Here is a 21,739-nt window from a genome sequence, read left to right as displayed (position 1 = left end):
CATCACTTGGGGCAGGCACGGGCGCACAAGGGGCCTCATAGCCGGCGTCACTGCCCCGCACACGAGAATGCCATGCTGAGCATTCTGAACAAAATTTTCATGTTATAAAACAGGATTGCGCGCGTAACTTAAATGATTGACCATTTTGCATGGTTGCAGCGCCGAACACTGGTCAACAGCTAGCGTCGACGGCCAAATCGTGGAAGTTTCTCAAAGAATTCCTGCGCACGTCCAGTGACTTGTTCCAAACCTTGGCCAACGCGGCGACCGATCTGACCAGCGGTCGGATTAGCCGCTGCAGCCAGCTGCCCGTCGGCTTCAGCCTCTGTGGTTGCAAGCTCCTGGCTCGGGGCTTGAACCGGTACCAGATCCGCGCACCAGTGCACCAGGTCTTCCAATGCAGAGGTATCAATGCTGTAGATACGGCGCTGCCCAGCAGCGGTCATGCTCACCAGCTCAGCCTCGCGCAAAACCTTCAGGTGCTTAGAAACGGTCGGTTGTGAGATCTCCAGTTCGGTAACCAGAGTGCCCACGGCCTTCGGCTCGTTTTTAAGCGCCTCGATAATCTTTCGTCGGGTTGGCTCAGCCAACGCCGAAAATACTTCGTCAATTGCCACACACATAACCCTAACGGCATATGACCAAATGGCAATCAATTTGCGCGCCCAAATGGCTGGGAAGCCATGTTGTTGCGCCCTGTGGTCGCACGGATACGGTCCTAGTCGAACCAGGGATCCAGGCCGAAGAACGGAAAGACTTCTTTGCGCGTAGCAATAATGGTCCGGTCCACCGGATCGGCAGGATCATATCCAACTTCCCAATTGCGCCACCATAATTGCGCGTCATCGCCCATGAGGTATGGCATGGCCCGTCCATACCGTTCCAATACATATCGACGGAAAGTTTCTGGAACATAGGTACGCAGCGGCATCGGCTTACCCGCAACAATTGCGGTCAGGTGCGTCCACGTGCGCGGTACGACTGCGGTGGCGTTATATCCGCCGCCTCCGGTAGCCAGCCACCGGCCCTCGCAGTGCTCATCTGCTAGCTGGGAGATGTCCAGGGCTGCTTGGCGCTGGGCATCAACTGAGAGTTTCAAGTTGCTCATGTCATCATCACGGTGCGCATCGCAGCCGTGCTGGGAGACGATGATTTCGGGTTTGAAGGCCCGCACCAGCTGCGGAACGATTGCATGGAACGCACGCATCCACCCCGAGTCCCCGGTCATGGCCGGCAGCGCAACATTCACGGCGCTGCCTTCGGCGTTCTTGCCACCAATTTCATTGGCGAATCCCGTACCGGGAAATAGCGACAGCCCGGACTCATGCAGTGAGATGGTAAGTACCCGTTCGTCATCCCAGAAGATCGACTCCGTGCCATCGCCATGGTGCGCATCCACATCGATGTAGACCACGCGCTTGGCGCCCTTTTCCAGCATCCGGTGGATTGCCGCTGCTGCATCGTTATAGATGCAGAAACCGCTGGCTTTGCTCTTGGCCGCATGGTGCATGCCTCCGGCGAAGTTGACCGCGCGGACCACGTCCAGATCCATGATGGCTTCGGCAGCTATGACCGAGCCACCGACTATCCGTCCGGCGGCTTCATGCATTCCGGCGAATACCGGGTCATCTTCGGTGCCCAGGCCGAATTCCTCAGCTACCAGCGTCGGGTCTTCGCTAACGCGGCGCACCTGATTGATGTAGCTTTGATCGTGGACCGTGCCGATGACCGCGTCCTCAGCGATTTCAGGAGCCTGGATCTTGACATTTTGCTCATCAAGAACTTTCAGCTCGTCGCTGAGTCGATAAGTCAGTTCAAGCCGTGAAGGGTGCATCGGATGCCAGTCACTGAATTTGTACTTCAGGAACTGTTCATCCCACATCACCATGGTTGGCCGTGGGGCATGCTCTGGATCTAACACGATTTCAGGCTACCCGATGGTGATCCAACTCATGAATTTATGGCAGTTTGCACGGCTTGTCGGCTCTTCAGGCGGGCAACGCAAGCGTTTAGCGGTGGAAACGCGTAAATTACTAGAAGGACTACCTGTCCGTCTTCGTAAAGAACTGTTCCCAAGGAAACGGCGAGTACTACATGAGCACAGCCAGCGCATCGAGCCCCAGCGCTCGGGCAGCTGAAATGCGTGAACAGCGTCGCAAGAAGTGGCTGGCAGTTCGCATCGCAGTTGCCGACTTCACCGTGCGCTCCCCCGCACGTTTGACCTTGGGCGCATTCCTCTTGGCCATCACCATCTTCACCTCCTTGCTCGCGGCTCCGTTCTCTTCGGCCACCGGCGAGGCCACTGCACTGCATGACGCATTGTTCACTGCGGTATCCGCGGTCTGCGTAACCGGTTTGACTACCGTTTCCACCGCTGTGCACTGGTCATTTGTGGGTCAGCTGATCATGTTGGTCGCAACGTTCATGGGTGGTCTGGGCATTTTGACCTTGGCCTCGATCATGTCCCTGGCGGTATCCCGCAAGCTGGGTGTGCGCGCCAAGCTGATGGCTCAGAACTCGATGAACAGTTCCGGGGCCTCGGCGCTTGGCGAAATCAGTTCATTGCTGCGCATCGTGATCCTCACTGCAGTCAGCCTGCAGGCAGTGATCGCACTATTTCTGATTCCCCGCTTTTACATCCTGGGTGAAAGCGTCCTGTCTTCCATTTGGCATGGACTCTTCTATGCCGTGTCGTCTTTCAACAACGCAGGATTTACCCCGCACTCCGATGGTCTGGTGCCTTATGAGACCGACCTGTGGATCTTGGGACCGCTGATGGCCGCGGTCTTTACCGGTTCATTGGGCTTCCCAGTGATCATGGTGCTGCTGGCGCATAAGTTCAATGTGAAGAAATGGAACCTGCACACCAAGCTGACAGTGCTTACCACCACGATCTTGCTCTTTGCCGGATCCTTGCTGTGGATGATTTTCGAATGGGCCAATCCCAAGACCATCGGCGGGTTGTCCTTCGGAGACAAGGTCATCCATGGACTCTTCGCGTCCACCATGACCCGTTCTGGTGGCTTCAACTTGGTAGATCAAAATGACATCCACCAGGTCACCGTCTTGCTCACCGATGCTCTGATGTTCGCCGGTGGCGGTTCGGCCTCCACCGCTGGCGGTATCAAGGTCACCACCATAGCCGTGATGTTCCTAGCGATTTTGGCTGAAGTGCGTGGTGACGTCGACGCACGCGCCTTCGGACGCCGGATCCCGCAGGGAACCATGCGCGTGGCAATCTCCGTGGTCGCCATGGGCGCTTCGCTGGTGATGCTCGCTACCGGCGCACTGGTCACCATCGATGAGGAGATAGGCTTCTCGCGTGCCCTGTTCGAGTCCATCTCGGCGTTTGCTACCGTTGGCCTGAGCAGTGGGGTTTCGCAGGAACTGCCTCCTGCCGGCAAGTATGTCTTGAGCGCGTTGATGTTTGCCGGACGTATCGGCAGTATTACCCTTGCCAGTGCATTGACCATGCGCCACCGCAATACACTGTTCAGACTTCCAGAAGAAAGGCCGCTCATTGGCTGACAAGAACATAGAACACAATGCCCCGGTATTGGTCATTGGGTTGGGCCGCTTCGGTGCTTCGGTCGCCGAGACGCTGGTCAAGCAGGGGCGCGAAGTGTTGGCCATTGAGCGCAGCCCGGAGCTTGTGCAGCAGTGGGCCAGCACCCTGACCCACGTGGTTGCCGCCGATGCTACTAACATCGATGCGTTGCGCCAGCTTGGTGCCCAGGAGTTCTCTTCTGCTGTGGTGGGCGTAGGTACCTCGATCGAGTCCTCGGTGCTGATCACCGTGAATCTGGTGGATCTGGGAATCGAGCACTTGTGGGTCAAGGCCATTACGCCTTCACACGGAAAGATCCTGACCCGTATCGGCGCTAACCACGTCATCTACCCCGAGGCTGATGCTGGCGTTCGTGCCGCGCACTTGGTCGGGGGCCGCATGCTGGACTTCATCGAATTCGATGATGGCTTCGCCATCGTGAAAATGTATCCGCCGAAGGAAACCCAGGGCTTCACTTTGGCCCAATCCCAGGTTCGCTCGAAATACGGCGTGACCATCGTCGGAGTGAAGTCCCCCGGCGAAGATTTCACCTACGCGATGCCTGACACCATGGTGACGCGTCGAGACGTATTGATCGTCTCCGGGCATGTGGACTTGCTCGAACGATTCGCAGCACGCCCCTAGGTCCAGAAGCACCAAGAACGGCGGTGGCCGGCAACCTCATTTGGTTGCCGSCCACCGCCGTTTGTTCTCTTGGTGCCTAGCCGAGTTCCGCGCTGAGTTGTGCAGCCCGAGCTGCTGCTGCTTGGGTGCCAGCAGCGATGATCTTGGGAATGCCCTGCTCATCGAAGGTGGCAATGGCCTGCTCGGTGGTGCCCTTCGGGCTGGTCACGGCTTTGCGCAGCGCTGCCGGGTTCGCTTCTGGATCAGCAAGCATCTTGCCGGCCCCGGCCACGGTGGCCCGTGCCAAGGCAATAGAAAGCTTTTCATCCAAGCCCATGGCCACACCGGCGTTAGCCATGGCTTCAGCCAGGTAGAAGGCGTAGGCCGGGCCAGAACCGGAAATGGCCGACAGCGCATTTTGCTGTTCTTCATCGATGACGTGCACGTCGCCGGATCCGGAGAGCAATTCGATGACCAGCTTGGTCTGAACTTCGCTCACACTGGCCGCCGGGCTGATGCCAACGACTCCGGCCCCAACCATCAAGGGCGTGTTCGGCATGGAACGGATCACTGGCTGGTCTGCTGGCAGGTGAGCCTGCATGCTGCTCAGAGTGATTGCTGCTGCCACGGAAACAACAACCTTGCTGGCATCCAGCGACGGAGAAATCTCTTCACACATCTGGGTGATTCCCACTGGCTTCACGCCCAGGAAGATGATGTCCGCGCTGGCGGCAGCCTTCTTGTTAGCTTCAGAGTCTTGCTCGTTGACCAAGACGTTGATGCCCAATTCGCGCAACTCAGAGGCGCGGTTATCGCTGCGCACGGTAGCGGTAATGAGCTGTGGATCGTGGCCCGATGCGATGATGCCACGCAGGATGGCGCCATTCATGGATCCGGCGCCGAGGAAGGACAGGGACAGATTCTTTGTTGCTTCACTCATATGGCTATTGTGTCATTGACGCAGGGTCACTACCGACTGTTAAGTGCTTGCGGGCGAATTCTAGGGTTTTTCCCAACCATTCTTCTTTTTGTCCTGCGTTGCGGGCCTTGCGGGTGGAGACCTCGACCGCGACCGTTCCCGTCCAGTTGGTGTCACGCAAATATTCCAGTGTTTCCGCCACCGGTTGCGTGCCTAACCCTGGCACCAAGTGTTCATCCTTGCCGTTATCCAGCCCATCGCACAGGTGTACGTGGGCAAGGCGCTGGCCGAGGTCTTCGACAGCTTGGCGCGAATCCATATTGGCAATGGCTGCGTGGGAGAAATCCCAAGTCACATACTGGTAATTTTGCGGCACTGGATTCCAGTGCGGAAGGTACATCTTCGCTTCGCGGCCGCGGGCTCGCCAAGGGTACATGTTCTCCACGGCAATTTTCATTCCAGTGGAGTCAAGGAGCCTTTGGACCCCTTCACCGAATTCTTCGGCATAGGATCCCTGCCATCTGAAAGGCGGATGCGCGACCACGACGCTTGCCCCGACTGCCTGGGCAAGGATCACCGAACGCTCGATTTTGGCCCATGCAGAACCCCAAACCTGCTGGGTCAGCAGCAGGGTCGGCGCGTGGATGGCCATAATAGGCAACTGGTACTTGTCCATCAAGGCTTTGAGCGCGGTAGCGGACTGGCTGGCCGCGTTGCCGGTGATGAGCACTTCCAAGCCGTCGTACCCCACGTCCTTGGCCATCGCAAAGGCATCATGGACGGTCAGTGGATAAACTGACGCGCTAGAGAGGGTAATTGGTACCCTCATGGTGCTCTTCTGGTCTTCCATGCTCTTGCCTCCTGTTACCGTGCCCTTGGTGCGGACACCGTCTAGCCAAGAAGGTTAGCTGCTGGGTTTGGCGAGAAATTTATACTTCTCGCTATCCAGAGCTACTTCCCCAACTCCAACGCTACTACTGAGCGGTGTCGCCGAGTCAAACATCACGTGATCAAAACGACGCAACATCAGGCCCTCACGGATAGCCCAAGGGCAAATCCTCACCGATTTCACCTTCAAAGCACTCATCGCTTCGTGAGCAACGATGGCACCAGCAAGCAATTGCGGTGCCCGGATCTCTGAAACACCTGGCAGTTCGGCACGCTCTGCCCAGCTCATCGCTGTCAAGCGGTTGGTCCACAATTTCAACGAGTCTCGATGCAGCGTGCGTTTTACATACGGGCCTTCAGCGCTGGGCGCGGCTCCGGTAATGCGAGCCAGTGAACGGAAAGTCTTGGAGGTCGCGGTGGCCAGCGTGGGCTTGCCGTACTGCCGCAGTTCGGTGGTTGGGTCGGAAAGCACGTCCCGGACGTAGGTGCGAAGCTCCTTGACTTCCTTCATGGAAGGCAGGTCATTGGGCAGCCATTCCCGAGTCAGCCGTCCCGCGCCCAGCGGCACGGAGAAAGCGGTCTGCGGGAATTCGTCAACGCCTAAGGCCAACTCCAGCGAACCGCCCCCCATATCCAAATTCAAGATGGATTCCGAGGACCAACCGAACCAGCGGCGTACCGAGTAGAAGGTCATGCCCGCTTCTTCTTCACCGGTCAGTTCCATCAAGCTCACGCCGGTTTCAACTTCGACGCGTTCAAGTACGGCAGCACCGTTGGAAGACTCGCGGATCGCCGAGGTGCAGAAGGCCATGAAGTCCTCGACCTGGTGGCCTTGGGCGAACTTGGCCGCTTCCTTGATGAAGGAGATCAGCTCAATTTGGCCTTCTTCGGTGATGGCGCCGTACTCGTTGAGGTAGCGCACCAAGGACAGGGGTCGCTTGTGCGACGCATAGGGAACCGGGCGTGCGCCTGGATATGCATCGACGAGCAACAAGTGGACGGTATTCGAACCGATATCCAATACACCGAGTCTCATGGTGCGCTCCTCGTTAGGCCTGGCAAGAAAGACTAGTCAGTCTTTTTTGCGGTGGTCTTCTTGGCCGTAGTCTTCTTCGCTGGGGCTTTCATTGCAGCTGGCTTCTTAGCCGGAGCCTTCTTGGCCGTGCGCTTCACCGGTCCGCGGGCGCGCTTGTCAGCCAGCAGCTCGATAGCCTGCTCACGAGTCAGTTCTTCCAAGGACGTGGTGCGTGGAACAGTGATGTTGGTGATGCCGTCGGTGATGTACGGACCGAAACGACCGTCCTTGACCACAATGTTCTTCTCACTGGTCGGGTCAACCCCGAACTCAGCCAATGGCGGCACCGCGGCACGACGGCCACGCTGCTTAGGCTGGGCGTAAATGGCCAGCGCTTCATCCAAGGTGATAGTGAAGATCTGCTCTTCGCTCTCGATGGAGCGCGAATCGCTGCCCTTCTTCAGGTACGGACCGAAACGGCCGTTCTGCACAGTGATCTCTTCGCCCTCGGCGTCAGCGCCCAGCACACGCGGCAAGCTCATCAGCTTCAGCGCCTCTTCCAAGGTCACCGATTCCACGGTCATCGACTTGAACAGCGATGCAGTGCGCGGCTTGACCTTGGTTGGCTTCTTTGGTGGCTTCGGCTTGCCGTTCTTGTAGTACTCGACCGGCTGTGCGGCGAGTTCTTCAGCGGTTGGCTCAGGGATGATCTCGGTGACATAGGCGCCGTAACGGCCATCCTTGGCCACGATCTTCCGACCAGTTTCCGGGTCGGTGCCCAAGTCCATTTCGGAGACCTGCGAGTTAGCAAAGAGATCCTCGGCCTTTTCAGCGGTCAGTTCATCCGGCGCCAAATCCTCAGGCACGTTGGCGCGCTGCGGGTCGGTGCCTTCCTCGGCGCCTTCCGGGATGGCGCGTTCCAGGTACGGACCGAACTTGCCTACACGCAAGGTGATGTCATCGGTGATCTTGATGGAGTTGATCGCCCGGGCGTCGATGTCGCCCAGGTTATCGACCACATGCTTCAGGCCTTCGCCCTGGGCCTCTGCGCCCTTGCCGAAGTAGAAAAGGTTCAGCCAGTCGGTGCGGGCGCGCTGGCCCTTGGCAATTTCATCCAGGTCGTCTTCCAGGCGGGCGGTGAAGTCGTAGTCGACGTACTTGGCAAAGTGCTCTTCGAGCAGACGGATTACCGAGAAAGCAATCCAGCTTGGCACCAGTGCGCCGCCGCGCTTGGTGACGTAGCCGCGGTCCATGATCGTTGAGATGGTTGGCGCGTAGGTCGACGGACGGCCGATCTCGCGCTTTTCCAGCTCGGCGACAATCGAGGCTTCGGTGTAGCGGGCTGGAGGGGTGGTTTCGTGGCCCAGCGCGATCAGCTCGTCGCCGGCCAGGTGCTGGCCGACACGCAGCTGTGGCAGGCGCGCTTCAGCGTTCTCTGCAGCAGCTTCCAGAGCCTGCTCGTCCTTGCCCTCTTCGTAGGCGGAGAGGAAGCCGCGGAAGGTGATCACGGTACCGGATGCGGAGAACTCTGCAACACGATTATCGCTGGCAGTGCCCTGCAGCTTGATCGTAGCGGTGAAGCCCTTGGCATCGGCCATCTGCGAGGCGACGGTGCGCTTCCAGATCAGCTCGTACAGTGCGTATTCGTCCTTGGACAGCGAGGAGCGCACATCCTTGGGACGGCGGAACATGTCACCGGCTGGGCGGATCGCTTCGTGGGCTTCCTGTGCCGCGTCGTTCTTCGCCTTGTAAACGCGTGGCTTGGCTGGAACCGAATCAGCGCCGTAGAGCTCGGTGGCCTGCTTGCGGGCAGCGTTCACTGCTTCACCCGAGAGGAATACCGAGTCGGTACGCATGTAGGTGATGTAGCCGTTTTCATACAGGCGCTGGGCGATCTGCATGGTGATCTTGGAGCTCCAGCGCAGCTTGCGCGAGGCTTCCTGCTGCAGCGTGGAGGTGGTGAACGGGGCTGCTGGGCGACGGGTGTAGGGCTTGTCCTCGACAGAGGTCACCGCGAAATCGGTGTCCGACAGGTTGGCAACCAGCGACTGGGCCGAATCCTGGTCCAGGTGAGCCAGCTTGCTGCGGGTAGTCTTCAGCTGACCGCGGTCATCGAAGTCACGGCCGGAGGCGACACGGGCGCCGTCCACTGCCGAAAGCTTTGCTGCGAATCCTTCGCCTTCGCCGGTGGCGAAGTTGCCCTTCACATCCCAGTATCCGGCTGGGATGAAGGCCATGCGTTCGCGCTCACGTTCAACGACCAGACGGGTGGCCACGGACTGCACGCGGCCAGCGGACAGGCCGCGGGCCACCTTGCGCCAGAGCACAGGGGAAATCTCATAGCCGTAGAGGCGGTCCAGGACACGGCGGGTTTCCTGGGCATCGACAAGGTCGGTATCCAGCTCGCGCATGTTCTCCAGTGCGCGGGCGATGCCTTCCTTGGTGATTTCGGTAAAGGCCAGACGGCGTACCGGAACCTTTGGCTTCAGGACCTGCAAGAGGTGCCACGCGATGGCTTCGCCTTCGCGGTCCGCATCTGTTGCGAGATAAAGTTCGTCAGCTTCTTTGAGCTTCGCCTTCAGTTCGGAAACGCGCTTCTTCTTGTCCGGGTAGACCATGTAGTAAGGCTCAAAGTCATTGTCCAGATCGACAGCGAACTTGCCTACCGAGGTCTTTTTCAACTCGGTTGGCAATTCTGAGGGCTGCGGAAGGTCGCGGATATGGCCCACCGAGGCATCCACGTCAAAGCCTTCGCCCAAATATTTGGCGATCGACTTCACCTTGGCAGGAGACTCCACGATTACGAGTTTCTTACCAGTCTTTTCCTTGGCCTTGGGGGGCACAGCACTCCTTTAGACAACACGGACTTTCCAAACCATTTTCAGGCCCATACTTGTTCCGTCATCGCAGCTTCGTTCTTTGTGCCTACTCTATAGCCACATTTCTCGATGATCTTACACCGAAGGATTTGTGCGCTTTGAGCAAAGCATCTTTATGATGTTGCCTCCCCCGTTTTCTGGTATTCGGGAAGCAACGAGATTAAGTAGAACATACGACGCGAGTCAATACTGCGTTCCTCGGCCGTTGCCTGTGCTTCATATTCCCAGACAAGCTCGTGCATTCTCCGGTTGAATTCCAGTTGCTTGGCCTCGGAAAGGAAGACCAAACCACTAGTCAGCATCGGCGGACGATCCGGGTCTGGAGCGATTCCAGCCTTCGCCTCCGACTCGCGACGCTGCACTTCAGCGTTCAGGCGGGTGCGGAATGCGTTCAATTGCACGTTCAGGTACGCAGTCTTGGCATTCGCCGAATCGATCTGCGTGTTCAGCTCAAGGCGTTCACCGGCCGCACGCCAGCGGCGTTCGCGCGCGTCGCCCTCACTAGCTGCACGGATCACATACCCGTACTTCTCCAGAGCCCGCAGGTGATAGCTCATGGCGCTCGGTGTTAGCGCGCACAACGAGGCAAGTTCTGTAGCGGTGCGGGTGGTCTGTGAAGCAAAGAGCTCATCCAGGACGATCAATCGAGCGTCATGCGCCAACGCTCGAATCGCCTGAGGGTCAGTGATCGAGACAACTTGTGGGATATCTGCTTCGCCGGGCGAAGGCTCCCCACCTTGTTCCTCAATAGTGTTCCGTGTCATAGGGAAAAACTTTAGCGCTTGTTTCACATTTTTTGAAGCAGGCCGTGACGCATGAGGCGTTTAATAGCTTCATATAACTGGTCCGCGAAGTCTTCCTGGCCTTCGCCGATCAGCGATTCAAGCGCGTTAACCAGCTGCGATACGGACAAATCCCCATCGCAAGCCGACACAAATCCAGCCTGTGCAGTATCAAGCAGTTCGGTTCGGCGCAGGCCTGCTCCTTGGCGCAGCAGGATGACCCCAGGGTGTTCAGCCCCGGGACGCTGGTGTCGTTCTTCGGTGACGTCCTCGGCTACGAGCAGGTGCCACTCCTTGAACTCTTCACCGGCTGAGGCCAGCTGGTCGGCCATTGCAATATCGCGTTGCAGGGTTGGGGCCAGTGGTTGCTCCACCTGGTGCGTGATCTGCTCATAGCGCTGGAGTACTGGCTGGCCTGCTTCCGGGCGTCGGAAGTACACCAGGCCAAATCCAATAGCCCCGATCCCCCGCGATTCAAAGTCATCGAGGTAGGCGTTGTATGCCGAGATGTACGAGGTACTGTCTTCGGTCTGGGACGAGTCACGCAACCAAGTTTCGGCATAGCCGCTCGGGCTGGTTTGCTCGCGCTCGATGACCCACACATCCAGCTTGTCGCCGAACCATTGGCGAACTCGCTCATCCCACGGCTGATTAGATTCGTCATCTAGGCGAGGAATCTCCCAATTCGAAAGCATTTGCATCGAACCGCCCGGAGCCAAGAAAACAGGCGCCTGCTCGATCAGGGTGCTGACCAAGGTGTCTCCAGCCATTCCTCCATCACGGTAGGTGAACCGATCCTTGGCACGTTCGTGGCTGCTGCGCGGGGTGATCACAAATGGTGGATTGCTAGCGATCAGGTTGAAGGTGGAGCCGGCCACCGGTTCAAACAAGCTGCCCTGCAGCAAGGTGACCCGCGATTCGAGATTCTTCGGATCCAAATTCAAGGTCCGGGCATTGAGCAGCAGGTTGAAACGGGTGAAGCCCAAGGCGCGTGCTGACACGTCAGTGGCAGTCACGTGCTGCGCGTGTGCCAGCAGGTGGAAGAGCTGGATGCCGCAGCCGGTGCCCAAATCCAGTGCGCGCTCGACTTTCTCGCGGATCGTTATTTGCGCCAAGGTCAGCGAAGCCTGCCCGATGCCCAGAACGTGGTCGGTGCGCAGCACGCCCGGACGCTGGTGGGCGCCCAGGTCGTGAGCCACCCACAATTCACCGTCAGTATCAGAAGAGTGCAGCGCCAAGGCAATCTTGGCCCGGTAGCCCGAAGCCCAGGATTCAATCAGGCCCAGCTTGAGCAAGCCCTCGGTTTTCAGCGATGGGAAAGCGGTATTGATCGCCGTGTCCTCTTGGGTCTGTCCCAGTTGGAAGAGGCGCACCACGCAGGCAAGAGCCGTATCGGGCTTGTTTCGATCGAGATTGCGCAGCGCAGGATGCAGCTGGTCGCGGGCAAACGCTGCTGCAGCTTCCTCACCCAGCAGCACCGCAACATTTTCATAGTTGTACCCGACATCGGTCAGGTCTTTGGCCAGCGAGTCGATAAGCAGTTGATTGCAGCTCTGTGGAGCGTCATCAATGGAAGAAAATTCAGCAGAGTTCACAATTTCAAGTCTACCGAGTAACGCAACCGGGCACAGCTAGGACGGGTAACGTACTGGACTTATGATGTGGGCATGCCCCAAGTAACTGTGACCTATCTCCAACAGCTCAATTCTTCTGAAGTCATTGCTTCGGCCAAGTCCCTTCCCGAGGACGCCCGGATTGAACTGGTTCAACAGATCACTCCGGAGTATTCACGCTTCCTTTATCAGAGCGTGGGCAGCGAGTTGAACTGGGCTGACCGTTTGGGTTTGACCCGGGAGCAATGGAACGACGTCCTGCGACGTGCCGGTTCCGAAACGTGGGTGCTCTACCAGCACGGCGCTCCCCAAGGATATGTGGAGTTGGTGACCGAAGTGACCGAGAACGGAAGCGAAGTAGAAATCTTCTATTTCGGCCTCTTCCCAGAGGCTACCGGACGAGGGCTGGGCGGCGTGCTGCTCACCGAAGCACTGCAGCAAGCTTGGAGCATCGATTCCCGCTGGCAGCAGTTGCCCAAGGTCAACCGGGTGTGGCTGCATACCTGCTCACTGGATGGACCGGCGGCGTTGCCGAACTATGAGGCGCGAGGTTTGAAAATTTACCGTTCCGAGCTCGAGCAGACCGAGGTCAAAGACGCCTCGATCGGATTGTGGCCGGCCGCGGCCGGATAAAGGTATAGCCCAGACTCGTTCAAAGTCTGGGCTATAGCTATTTCAAATCTGAATTAGGCATCCACGGTGCTGCACTCAGGGCAGCGTCGCAAGGTTTCATCCGTGGCGCAGTCTTCACAGAACAGGCGCAGGTTTCGGCATTCTGGATTTGAGCAATTCTCGAATTTGTTGGTCGGGCCCTGGCAGCCCACGCATTCGCCAATCGTGACTGCGTCTTCGGAGAACTCGGTATGCATGCGCTTGTCGAAGACGTAAAGCGAGCCTTCCCACAACCCTTCGTCACCGTACTTCTCGCCGTAGCGCACGATGCCGCCCTGCATCTGGTAGACCTCTTGGAAGCCTCGCTTGACCATCAGGGCGGAGAGAACTTCACAGCGGATGCCGCCGGTGCAGTAGGTAACTACCGGCTGGTCCTTCAGGTGGTCGTACTTGCCCGAGTCCAGCTCGGCTACGAAGTCGCGGGTGGTATCCACATCCGGGACAATCGCGTCTTTGAACTTGCCGATCTGTGCTTCGAAGGCGTTGCGGCCGTCGAAGAAGTGGACCTTCTCGCCGGACTTCTCCTTGGTATCAACCAGCTCGTGCAGCTCTTCGGGGCGCAAGTGGGTGCCGCCGCCGACGACACCGTTCTCGTCCACTTCAAGTTCACCCGGCGCACCGAAGGTGACGATTTCGTCGCGGACCTTCACAGAAATGCGCGGGAAGTCTTCGGCAGAGCCTTCAGACCACTTAATATCCATCTTCTTGAAGGCAGGCAGTTCGCGAGTGGCTTTTACATAAGCCTTGACTGCTGACAGCTCGCCACCAACGGTGCCGTTGATGCCGTCTTTAGAAATTATGATGCGTCCGCGCAAGCCCCAGCGTTCAAGCAGCGAGCGCTGCCAAAGGCGGATTGCCTCCGGGTCTGGGAGCGGAGTAAAAGCGTAATACAGAACAATGCGATGAATGGCCACCCTACAATGTTAGTAGCTTTTAGCTGCGAAACGCCGAGGAAAAGAGCAATGTCACATTGATCTTTCCCGAAATTATCGGTCTCTCGGCCGGTGCAAAAGTTTCAACTAGACAACGATTAGTTCAATGTCAGCTAATTCCTAGGAAAGACAAGGTAGGGTCAAATTATGGCATCAAACGCAAGCGATGAACTGATCGGCACCTGGGTAGCAGGCTGGGCCGGAGCTCGTGGTTACGAAACCCGCAACGAAGGACGAGTCCACGCTGCGCTGCGCCACGACACCACTGAAGACTGGGAATACGTCATTTACGGTCCGTCCAAGGAAGAGCTCGCAGCAGTAGCTGAGACCTTGGTCAAGCACCCAAACCGTCGTCTGACGGCCTTCGACGATTCCGCTGAGAGCCTGGTTGCCAACGCTGTGGAAGTTGGCCTGCAGGTCACTGCCGACGATGAAGCTTTGATGGTCACCGAATTGGCTGTTCACGATGTCGAAGTCCCGCTGCCCGCTGACGGTTTCGTCTTCCAGATTGAACGCGATGGCACTCACGCCTACGTTTCGCTGCACCCTGAAGACAACCAGGAAGTTGTTGCCGCGTCTGGCCACGTTTCGGCAGTAGATGGATACGCAATCTTCGACCGCATCATCACCGGAGCCGACTTCCGCCGCAAGGGCCTAGGCACCTTGATCATGCGGGCATTGGCTTCGCTGGCACAGGAGCACGACGTTGATGAGGGCCTGCTGATCGCTTCGGTAGATGGCCAGCAGCTTTACGAATCCCTGGGTTGGACCTCGCTGGGCAAGGTTGTCATGTTCAAGGCCTAAACCCTTCCAAAGATTACTCTTATCGCCGTGCTTGACGCTTCTGCGTCAGGCACGGCGATAGTCTTTAACTTCAGCAATTCATGGTCCGGAAAGGCGTCCTCGTGAAGTCAGTGCGTTCTCTCTTAGATCCCTATGACCGGAGCAATGACCCCGATGCGGTGGTGCACCGTCGCACACGCGCTGCCAAGGACGAGATCACCAGCCCGTGGCCAGCATGGTTGAACACCGAACTTATTGGGATTTTCCAAGGCCTTGGAATTCAACAGCCCTGGCTGCATCAGACCCAAGCAGCAGACCTCATCCATGAGGGCCACCACACGATTGTTTCCACCGGTACCGCCTCGGGAAAATCCATGGCTTACCTCATGCCCAGCCTGGACCTGTTGTATCGAGCCAAGGATAGCGGCTTCAACGATGCCGATGCCGGCGCCTCTATCCTTTACATCTGCCCTACCAAAGCACTGGCAGCAGACCAGCTTTCAGCGGTCCAAGCCCTTGAAGTTCCCGGAGTCAGAGCTGCCGCCTACGATGGCGACACCGACCAAGCCACCCGAGCGTGGGTGCGCCAGCACGGAAACTTCATCTTCACAAACCCTGATATGCTGCACCGCGGCATCCTGCCGAACCACCCTGCCTGGTCCAAGTTCTTCAAACGCCTGCGTTACGTGGTGATTGATGAAGCCCATTCCTACCGCGGAGTTTTCGGCGCCCACGTAGCCAACCTGATCCGCCGGCTGCGGCGCATCTGCGCGCACTACTCAAGCAACCCCATCTTCATCGGTGCTTCGGCGACCAGCTCGGATCCTGAAGAATCCTTCGGCCGTCTGATCGGAGCACCTGCTCAGGCGGTGACCCATGACTTCTCCGCCAGCGGTGAGCTGGTCATGGCTTTGTGGGAACCGCCGTTGAGTGATCACCGCGGTGAAAATGGTGCACCGATCCGTCGGACGGCCATCGCTGAGAGCGCCTCGATCCTCACCGATCTGATGGCTGATCATGTTCGGAGCATTGTTTTCATCAAATCCCGTCGTGGGGCCGAAACCATTGCGACCTTGACCCGCAAGCATCTGGAGAAATTTGCTCCTGAATTATCCGTTCGGCTTGCCGCCTATCGCTCTGGATACCTGCCCACGGAGCGCCGCGAAGTGGAAAGGCAGTTACGCAGCGGCGAGCTGCTGGGTGTCACGTCGACCTCCGCATTGGAGCTGGGCATAGATATCGCTGGACTCGATGCAGTTGTGGTTGCCGGCTGGCCCGGCACCCGCGCATCATTCTTCCAGCAGATCGGCCGCGCCGGTCGTTCGGGACAGGATGCATTGGCAATTTTTGTAGCGGCAGAAGATCCCTTGGACACCTATCTAGCCCATCATCCCGAGGCGATCTTTGAGCTGGGAGTTGAAGCGACGGTCTTTGATCCGCAGAACAAATACGTGCTCAGCGGTCACCTCTGCGCCGCTGCGCAAGAGTCCCCCTTACGCCCCGACGAACTAGGACTTTTCGGACCGCAGACTGAGGAGCTGCTGGATTCGCTGGTTCAGCGCGGCTACTTGCGCCGGCGCCCGACCGGATGGTTCTGGACGCACCCGCAACACGCCGCTTCGATGTTCTCTATCCGTGCCGATGGCGGTGGGCCGGTGGACATCATCGATGCGGAAACCGGTGCTTTGCTAGGCACCATGGACTCGCCCCAGACCCATTATCAGGCGCACCCCGGAGCGATCTACGTGCATCAAGGGGCCAGCTACCATGTGGAGGAACTCGACGAGCAGAACCATGTGGTGGTTGTGACCCGGGTGAATCCCGACTACTACACCACCGCTCGCGACCTAACCACGGTAGCCATTGATTCCGAGGAACGCAGCAGTAAGCACCGGGAGCTGACGATCCATTTTGGTGAAGTCACAGTGACGACCCAGGTCGTCTCGTTCCAACGGAAATCTGTTGCATCCAACGAAGTGCTTTCCGAAGATCCGCTGGATTTGGAAGCGAGGGATCTGAACACCAAGTCGGTCTGGTTCACGATGACCGAAGAGCGCCTGCTGCGTGCTGGTTTGCAGATCGACCAGTTCCCCGGAGCGCTGCATGCGGCCGAGCACGCCATGATTGGCCTGCTTCCCTTGGTTGCCACCAGCGACCGTTGGGATATCGGAGGGGTGTCCACGGCCCTGCATATGGATACCGGGCATCCGACGATTTTTGTCTATGACGCGCAACCTGGCGGTGCCGGATTTGCAGAACGCGGGTTCGAGCGCTTCGTCGATTGGGTTCGCGCTACCCGCGATGCTATCCAGGCGTGCGAGTGCCAGCATGGTTGCCCTAGCTGTGTGCAGTCCCCCAAATGCGGCAACCGGAACAATCCGCTGGATAAGGCCGGCGCAATCTTGTTGTTGACCGCGGTACTCGTCGACGTGGAACCGGCCCACCACCGCTAAAGGCAGCGGGCAGGTTCAGGGAGCCGGTGCGCCCAAAGGTGGTGCGCCTGCCCTGGCTTGGGCTTGTGCCAGATAGAGTTCGATTCCCATCGCCCGAACTCCCACTGGGACACTCGTGGCTATGCGCACCGATTGCCCATCGGCTTCCACCGTGCACGCCGAGAGTTGCGCACCGTTTGATTCTGCTATCAACGCTGCCACGCTGCACGGATCACCTGGACGCAGGCCGCGGGCCGTATCTGCGGCAGCCAAGGCCGACAAGTCAGCAGCACTGGCTGCCTGCATCGCGGCCCGGGTTGCGCCGACCCAGGCCAAGACCGCACTGATAATGAGCAAGGCTGCGATCACCAGTGCCGTTGCCATGACCGTTCCGCTGCCTTGTTCGGATTTCAGGCTTCGTAGCTTTTTCATTCAACTGCCACGCTGGCTTGTCCGTGGACTTGGATACTTCCAACTATCGGCAGGCGTACCGACTTGCTCACGTGCACCTGCGCGTAGCCCGATGCAGTTGATTGCCAGAAGCGGGCTTCGTTTCCGGCCAGCTTCACTCCACTGGCCCGAGCCGTCGCACTATCTTCACCGCGGGCCAATTCCCTGGCCATGGCCCCGGCGGCTTGCTGAACTTGGATCTGCTGGATTCCAAGGACACCGAAGCCCAGAACCAAAGACAACATGACGGCAACCGCGGGCAGCAGCACCGCAAATTCTGCGGTGCTGCTGCCCCTTTCGTCGTTGAAGCTCATGGCCTACAGCGACAGGGCTTTGGTGATCAAACCCATCAGCATGCCACGGACATCGCCACTGGACAAGATGCTGATCAGCAAGCCAGCGAAAGCCACGGCAGCCAGGGTGACCATAGCGAATTCGGCAGTGGTGGACCCTTGCTCGTCTTGAAGCTGATCCATGATTTCCTGGAGCCTTCGATTCATTGTGTGTTCCTTTCCAAAATGCCATCCCCAACCTCGATGCCAGGGATGTTGTCCTTCTACCTTCGGTGGATGCAGCACGAGTAAGCGCCGGATACTTGCGAGCTGGGTATAACCATTGCCGTTACCTACTGAAAGCTGGGGAAAAGTGCGATGATCAGCGGCACCACGCCCAAAGCGATGAAGGCCGGCAACGCACAGGCACCCAGAGGCAAGACCAGCCGAGTGCCGAATTGGGCTCCGAGGCGCGCGACTTTCTGCGTATGTTCCCGCCGTTGCACTATCGCGGTATTGCGCAGCAGGCTTGCTGCGGGCGCGCCGGTCGCGTGAGCAAAGTGCAGTGCTTTGCGCAACGGCATCAGCCACCTAGGAACAGCTTCCCAAGCTTTGTCCCATGCCATGTTCATCTCCAAGCATCGGGCGACGCTGCGCAGTACCGCGCACTGTTCAATGCTGTTGCCCAGCAAATCGAGGATCTGGGTAATGGGCATTCCTGAATCCAGCAAACTCGCGCTGAGATCAAGGATCAGTTCGATGGGTTTTTCCTGCGCTTGTCCTGTGCCGATGACCCGGTGCCGTGCTCTGGCTGCCTGGTTTTTCCAGTTGGCTGGGTCCATTGCCAGCGCTATGGCCAGTGCACCGCATAGGAGAATCAGAATGATCATGAGAATGCCTGACTTGAGGTTGTGAGCATCAGCCGCTGGCACCAGATTCGATTGGCGATCCACAGCACTGCCCCGATGAGCACGCTCAGTTGAGCTGCCCAGGAGCTGGCGATGGTTCCCAAGACGTCAATGCCCAGCAACATCCCGAATCCAAAACCAACCAACGGCAGCCACGTCAGCAACTTGGTCGTAGCTTTGGGCCCGGCCATCGCCGCGTCGAATGCTTGCTGCGCCACGAGGGCATTTTCCAGGTCCTCAGCCAGCCGTTCCAACACGTCGGCAAGACTGGCTCCGGAGCGCGCGGATAGTTCCAAGCACCAGTGCAGCCGTTGCACCGCAGGGCTTTGGTTCCCATCCAGCGCATCGCCACGAGGCGCGCTGTTATTCAGCCGATGGGTTGCCTGGAGCTCTTTGAGTGCCCCGACGATTTTTCCGTGCTCTTCCTCGGCATCAAGCAACGCGTCGATAGCAGGGTAGAAACTCAGGCCGCTTCGCAGCAATGCTGAGAGCTCTCGGATCACGCGGGCATCGGCATTCAACACCGAGTGCCCGTCTTTTCGTTTTGTTGCCCCATGGGTCCAGATTCTGCGCAGCGCTCCAGGGTTCGCGGCGGCAGCATGTGGCGGGATCCAGAGCCATAACGCGAAGGCAGCGCAAATGAGGATCAGCATGATTCATTGCTCCGGTGAGTTTCCGGCAGCCACGTCCCGCGCAATAGCGCCGGTCAGCTCCGAGCCGAATCGGCGTTCCAAAATGCGTTGGCCGGTCTTGGTTAATGGTTCTGGGGCTTGCAGATCAATCAGGCTTCGCATGCTCATCTGTCCATCGCCGCTGGTGCTCAGGTAGCCAAGCGACACCGGTCCGCACTGCCCGTGCTCTGACCTGCTCATGTGAATGACCAGATCCAGTGCGCTGGCTGCCTGCAATGAGGTTGCCTGCACGCTCCACCCTGCTAATGCGCCCAGCGCTGCCAAACGGGCAGGAACGGATTCGGGGCTGTTGGCGTGCATAGTGCCTGCGGCGCCTTGGTGGCCTGTGTTCATAGCTGCCAGGAAGTCACGTATTTCTTCGCCGCGGCACTCGCCAACAACCAAGCGGTCCGGACGCATGCGCAGGGCCTGGACCACCAAGTCCTTGAGATCTATCCGGCCAGCTGATTCGACGTTGGCTGTACGGGTTTGCATAGACACGACATGCGGGTGCGGTACTTGCAATTCTTGCGAATCCTCGACGATAACCAAACGGTGTTGCGGGTCTGCTTCGGCCAGCATGGCTTGCAAGACGGTGGTCTTTCCGCTGCCGGTTCCACCAGTAACGAGGAAGTTCATCCGCCGTTGCACGATGGCCCGAAGCAAGGGCAGCCAGAACGGCCGGGAGTTCTCCAACACGGTGCCCAATTCAAGCTGTGAGCTTCGCTTGACGCGGATGGAGATCAACGGCCCTGCAGTGGCAATGGGCGGCAGTACGGCGTGGACCCGATAATTCTTCAAACTCATATCCATGAATGGACTCGCTGAATCCAACCGCCTGCCGGCCAGGGTCGCCAAGTGCACGGCGAGCGCCCGGACCTGTTCGGCCGAAGAAAACCGGAAATCGGTCGGTTCCAGCCCTGCCGGAGAATCTGTCCAGACCAATCCTTGCCCGTCCACCAGGACATCTGTCACCTCCGGGCGCTGCGCAAAGGGTTCTAGGATGGATAGTCCTGCCACTTCATGTTGCAACGACTCCAAGGATTGGGCCGCACCCTGGGATCCCAATGCCGCACCGGAGTCGTGCACCGCGCCTGCCAATGCGATCGCATCGAGCTGGCCTCCGGTGAGCAAGGCGCGTTCGCGCACGGATTCAAGAATCTTTGCATCCAGCATCGGCCCATCGGGGCTTGGATTGGTGTTGTGGCTATGCCGGCCCGGATTCATCAGCGCTGCTCCTGCACTTGCGGTATCAGGCAGAGGTTGGAAAGATGCTGGCGCAAGGCCCGTGATTTGAAGCTGTCGAAGAGCACGCCGCGTTCTGCGCACTTAATGATCCGGGCATGCTCCGGGAAGACTCCGAGAATTTCTGGGAAGCCTGCCGGAGCGTTTCGCAGTTTCTGCTCTCCGCACAGCACTACTTCTCCGCTGGACGGGATGGTCAGCGAACTGGCTGTGGCGACATTTCGGTCGATGAACTGGCTCAGTGCCTGGCGTTGCGGATGCGGAGCCCGTCCGGTATCCAGCACGACCAGGTCAAAGCCTTGGCGGACCGCTGCCAGCAAACGGATCACCAGCTGGTCCTCCAGCTTATGTGCTCCTGTTGCTTGCGACCAGGTCAAGATCGAAGTCTCGCGTAGCTGCGGCAACGTCTCGGCAAGCTGGTGGGCAGCAAGTGTGCCGCCGGATTGCTGCAGTTCTTCCCAACCGACGCCGGTGGGCGGTGTAGCGCAAATCAGCGGCCACGCACCTTGGGAATGCTGATCCAAATCAATCATGATGCTGCGCAATCCACTGAGCGTTCCGGCATGGGCCAGCAGTGCCGCCAGCGTGGTGTTGCCAAGCCCGCCAGCGGAGGCATTCAGAGCCAATGTATGCCCGTGCCCGGCCCTCATGGCCCACAAACCCAGATATTCTCCGAGCCACTGGCTCGCAGCGGGCAATAGCGCAACCCGAGCCTTGGGGATCCTGCTGGCTAAGGACCACAAGCTGGCTGCATCCTGTTCCAGGCCGACCAGCACATCGGCAGCAACGCTGGCATGTTCGGCAAGTGCAGCCATATCGCTGCCCCACAGCACCGGTCCCGAACCATCTGCCAGTACCTGCTGCACATCGGCGCAGTGCTTGATCCGTACGGCCGCGCCCACCGCGATCGCTGCGCACCGCTCAATAATCTGCGGATCGTTGCTCACGATGGTGCAGCGTGGCTCATTTTGCTCCGGCCGGTCTCCGGCAGCCAGCCGGCCGGACCTATTTTGCGCTGCTTGCCCGTATTCCAGCTCGGTGAGCACAAAACGTTGTGTGCTGCAGGGCCGTTGGGCAACGGGAGATTCTGATAGCCATTTCATGTAA

At 58.6% G+C, this 21,739-nt stretch carries 21 protein-coding genes; 5 read left to right on the top strand and 16 right to left on the bottom strand.

The features are described from left to right. Positions 1–179 precede the first annotated feature (179 nt). Positions 180–617: an ArsR/SmtB family transcription factor gene (locus AB4Y71_RS03020; RefSeq protein WP_102597308.1), complete on the bottom strand. Its 438-nt coding sequence runs from the start codon at positions 615–617 to the stop codon at positions 180–182. Positions 618–718: 101 nt separating this feature from the next. Further along, positions 719–1,888: an acetoin utilization protein AcuC gene (locus AB4Y71_RS03015; protein ID WP_102597307.1), complete on the bottom strand. Its 1,170-nt coding sequence runs from the start codon at positions 1,886–1,888 to the stop codon at positions 719–721. A 206-nt stretch (positions 1,889–2,094) separates the two neighbouring features. Between AB4Y71_RS03015 and AB4Y71_RS03010 the strand changes: the two genes are divergently transcribed. Both AB4Y71_RS03010 and AB4Y71_RS03005 read left to right on the top strand, forming a co-directional pair. Further along, positions 2,095–3,528: a TrkH family potassium uptake protein gene (locus AB4Y71_RS03010; protein ID WP_441717869.1), complete on the top strand. Its 1,434-nt coding sequence runs from the start codon at positions 2,095–2,097 to the stop codon at positions 3,526–3,528. Beyond that, a complete protein-coding gene (locus tag AB4Y71_RS03005) occupies positions 3,521–4,192 on the top strand; it encodes a potassium channel family protein (RefSeq protein ID WP_013349809.1) in 672 nt (223 codons plus the stop codon). Before AB4Y71_RS03010 ends, AB4Y71_RS03005 begins: the two co-directional genes overlap by 8 nt. Positions 4,193–4,268: 76 nt before the next feature. Here the strand turns inward: AB4Y71_RS03005 and proC are convergent, their stop codons facing one another. The 6 genes from proC to AB4Y71_RS02975 form a co-directional block, all read right to left on the bottom strand. Further along, on the bottom strand, positions 4,269–5,111 hold the full coding sequence (proC, locus tag AB4Y71_RS03000) for a pyrroline-5-carboxylate reductase (RefSeq protein WP_441717866.1): 843 nt from the start codon (positions 5,109–5,111) through the stop codon (positions 4,269–4,271). Positions 5,112–5,115: 4 nt separating this feature from the next. Beyond that, on the bottom strand, positions 5,116–5,940 hold the full coding sequence (locus tag AB4Y71_RS02995) for a sugar phosphate isomerase/epimerase family protein (RefSeq protein WP_441717863.1): 825 nt from the start codon (positions 5,938–5,940) through the stop codon (positions 5,116–5,118). A gap of 54 nt (positions 5,941–5,994) precedes the next feature. Beyond that, complete coding sequence (locus AB4Y71_RS02990) at positions 5,995–7,014, bottom strand: Ppx/GppA phosphatase family protein (RefSeq protein WP_013349812.1); 1,020 nt, start codon at positions 7,012–7,014, stop codon at positions 5,995–5,997. A 32-nt stretch (positions 7,015–7,046) separates the two neighbouring features. Further along, complete coding sequence (gene topA / locus AB4Y71_RS02985) at positions 7,047–9,836, bottom strand: type I DNA topoisomerase (RefSeq protein ID WP_441717861.1); 2,790 nt, start codon at positions 9,834–9,836, stop codon at positions 7,047–7,049. 149 nt (positions 9,837–9,985) lie between these two features. Next, complete coding sequence (locus AB4Y71_RS02980) at positions 9,986–10,636, bottom strand: ArsR/SmtB family transcription factor (protein ID WP_441717858.1); 651 nt, start codon at positions 10,634–10,636, stop codon at positions 9,986–9,988. A gap of 23 nt (positions 10,637–10,659) precedes the next feature. Beyond that, the gene (locus AB4Y71_RS02975) at positions 10,660–12,249 is read right to left on the bottom strand and encodes a DUF7059 domain-containing protein (protein ID WP_441717856.1); all 1,590 of its coding nucleotides are present in this window, start codon (positions 12,247–12,249) and stop codon (positions 10,660–10,662) included. 72 nt (positions 12,250–12,321) lie between these two features. Between AB4Y71_RS02975 and AB4Y71_RS02970 the strand changes: the two genes are divergently transcribed. After that, on the top strand, positions 12,322–12,900 hold the full coding sequence (locus AB4Y71_RS02970; protein ID WP_441684619.1) for a GNAT family N-acetyltransferase: 579 nt from the start codon (positions 12,322–12,324) through the stop codon (positions 12,898–12,900). 53 nt (positions 12,901–12,953) lie between these two features. On the opposite strand, the gene trhO is transcribed toward AB4Y71_RS02970, so the two are convergent. Continuing rightward, entirely contained in the window at positions 12,954–13,853 is a 900-nt protein-coding gene (gene trhO, locus AB4Y71_RS02965; protein ID WP_013349817.1) for an oxygen-dependent tRNA uridine(34) hydroxylase TrhO, read from the bottom strand. Positions 13,854–14,018: 165 nt separating this feature from the next. Between trhO and AB4Y71_RS02960 the strand changes: the two genes are divergently transcribed. Together AB4Y71_RS02960 and AB4Y71_RS02955 are read left to right on the top strand one after the other, a co-directional pair. Further along, a complete protein-coding gene (locus AB4Y71_RS02960) occupies positions 14,019–14,675 on the top strand; it encodes a GNAT family N-acetyltransferase (protein WP_134779653.1) in 657 nt (218 codons plus the stop codon). A 101-nt stretch (positions 14,676–14,776) separates the two neighbouring features. After that, positions 14,777–17,107 (top strand): DEAD/DEAH box helicase, encoded by a 2,331-nt coding sequence (locus tag AB4Y71_RS02955; protein ID WP_441717853.1) that lies wholly within the window; start codon positions 14,777–14,779, stop codon positions 17,105–17,107. A 15-nt stretch (positions 17,108–17,122) separates the two neighbouring features. Here AB4Y71_RS02955 and AB4Y71_RS02950 read toward each other — a convergent pair whose 3' ends face one another. The 7 genes from AB4Y71_RS02950 to AB4Y71_RS02920 form a co-directional block, all read right to left on the bottom strand. Beyond that, entirely contained in the window at positions 17,123–17,518 is a 396-nt protein-coding gene (locus tag AB4Y71_RS02950; RefSeq protein ID WP_441717850.1) for an Rv3654c family TadE-like protein, read from the bottom strand. After that, on the bottom strand, positions 17,515–17,850 hold the full coding sequence (locus AB4Y71_RS02945) for a TadE family type IV pilus minor pilin (RefSeq protein ID WP_013349821.1): 336 nt from the start codon (positions 17,848–17,850) through the stop codon (positions 17,515–17,517). Before AB4Y71_RS02945 ends, AB4Y71_RS02950 begins: the two co-directional genes overlap by 4 nt. A gap of 3 nt (positions 17,851–17,853) precedes the next feature. Beyond that, positions 17,854–18,036, bottom strand: coding sequence for a DUF4244 domain-containing protein (locus tag AB4Y71_RS02940; protein WP_013349822.1), 183 nt, complete (start codon positions 18,034–18,036; stop codon positions 17,854–17,856). 125 nt (positions 18,037–18,161) lie between these two features. Then, positions 18,162–18,698, bottom strand: a complete 537-nt coding sequence (locus AB4Y71_RS02935; RefSeq protein ID WP_441717848.1) for a type II secretion system F family protein — start codon at positions 18,696–18,698, stop codon at positions 18,162–18,164. Further along, the gene (locus tag AB4Y71_RS02930) at positions 18,695–19,369 is read right to left on the bottom strand and encodes a type II secretion system F family protein (RefSeq protein WP_441717845.1); all 675 of its coding nucleotides are present in this window, start codon (positions 19,367–19,369) and stop codon (positions 18,695–18,697) included. Before AB4Y71_RS02930 ends, AB4Y71_RS02935 begins: the two co-directional genes overlap by 4 nt. Positions 19,370–19,372: 3 nt before the next feature. Next, the gene (locus AB4Y71_RS02925; protein ID WP_441717842.1) at positions 19,373–20,614 is read right to left on the bottom strand and encodes a TadA family conjugal transfer-associated ATPase; all 1,242 of its coding nucleotides are present in this window, start codon (positions 20,612–20,614) and stop codon (positions 19,373–19,375) included. After that, positions 20,614–21,735, bottom strand: coding sequence for a hypothetical protein (locus tag AB4Y71_RS02920; RefSeq protein WP_441717840.1), 1,122 nt, complete (start codon positions 21,733–21,735; stop codon positions 20,614–20,616). Before AB4Y71_RS02920 ends, AB4Y71_RS02925 begins: the two co-directional genes overlap by 1 nt. Between the last annotated feature and the right edge of the window lie 4 nt (positions 21,736–21,739).

Source organism: Glutamicibacter sp. MCAF14 (genome assembly GCF_052114325.1).
Classification (GTDB): Bacteria; Actinomycetota; Actinomycetes; order Actinomycetales; family Micrococcaceae; genus Glutamicibacter; species Glutamicibacter arilaitensis.
The sequence above is the reverse complement of the archived record's forward strand: the minus strand, read 5'-3'. Positions and strand labels throughout refer to the sequence as shown.

Excerpts from the sequence above, each read along its gene's own strand:
- AB4Y71_RS03015 (WP_102597307.1), bottom strand. The coding sequence starts at position 1,888 with ATGGTGATGTGGGATGAACAGTTCCTGAAGTACAAATTCAGTGACTGG.
- AB4Y71_RS03010 (WP_441717869.1), top strand. The coding sequence starts at position 2,095 with ATGAGCACAGCCAGCGCATCGAGCCCCAGCGCTCGGGCAGCTGAAATG.
- proC (WP_441717866.1), bottom strand. The coding sequence starts at position 5,111 with ATGAGTGAAGCAACAAAGAATCTGTCCCTGTCCTTCCTCGGCGCCGGA.
- AB4Y71_RS02995 (WP_441717863.1), bottom strand. The coding sequence starts at position 5,940 with ATGGAAGACCAGAAGAGCACCATGAGGGTACCAATTACCCTCTCTAGC.
- AB4Y71_RS02990 (WP_013349812.1), bottom strand. The coding sequence starts at position 7,014 with ATGAGACTCGGTGTATTGGATATCGGTTCGAATACCGTCCACTTGTTG.
- AB4Y71_RS02980 (WP_441717858.1), bottom strand. The coding sequence starts at position 10,636 with ATGACACGGAACACTATTGAGGAACAAGGTGGGGAGCCTTCGCCCGGC.
- AB4Y71_RS02970 (WP_441684619.1), top strand. The coding sequence starts at position 12,322 with ATGCCCCAAGTAACTGTGACCTATCTCCAACAGCTCAATTCTTCTGAA.
- AB4Y71_RS02960 (WP_134779653.1), top strand. The coding sequence starts at position 14,019 with ATGGCATCAAACGCAAGCGATGAACTGATCGGCACCTGGGTAGCAGGC.
- AB4Y71_RS02950 (WP_441717850.1), bottom strand. The coding sequence starts at position 17,518 with ATGAAAAAGCTACGAAGCCTGAAATCCGAACAAGGCAGCGGAACGGTC.
- AB4Y71_RS02945 (WP_013349821.1), bottom strand. The coding sequence starts at position 17,850 with ATGAGCTTCAACGACGAAAGGGGCAGCAGCACCGCAGAATTTGCGGTG.
- AB4Y71_RS02940 (WP_013349822.1), bottom strand. The coding sequence starts at position 18,036 with ATGAATCGAAGGCTCCAGGAAATCATGGATCAGCTTCAAGACGAGCAA.
- AB4Y71_RS02935 (WP_441717848.1), bottom strand. The coding sequence starts at position 18,698 with ATGATCATTCTGATTCTCCTATGCGGTGCACTGGCCATAGCGCTGGCA.
- AB4Y71_RS02930 (WP_441717845.1), bottom strand. The coding sequence starts at position 19,369 with ATGCTGATCCTCATTTGCGCTGCCTTCGCGTTATGGCTCTGGATCCCG.
- AB4Y71_RS02925 (WP_441717842.1), bottom strand. The coding sequence starts at position 20,614 with ATGAATCCGGGCCGGCATAGCCACAACACCAATCCAAGCCCCGATGGG.
- AB4Y71_RS02920 (WP_441717840.1), bottom strand. The coding sequence starts at position 21,735 with ATGAAATGGCTATCAGAATCTCCCGTTGCCCAACGGCCCTGCAGCACA.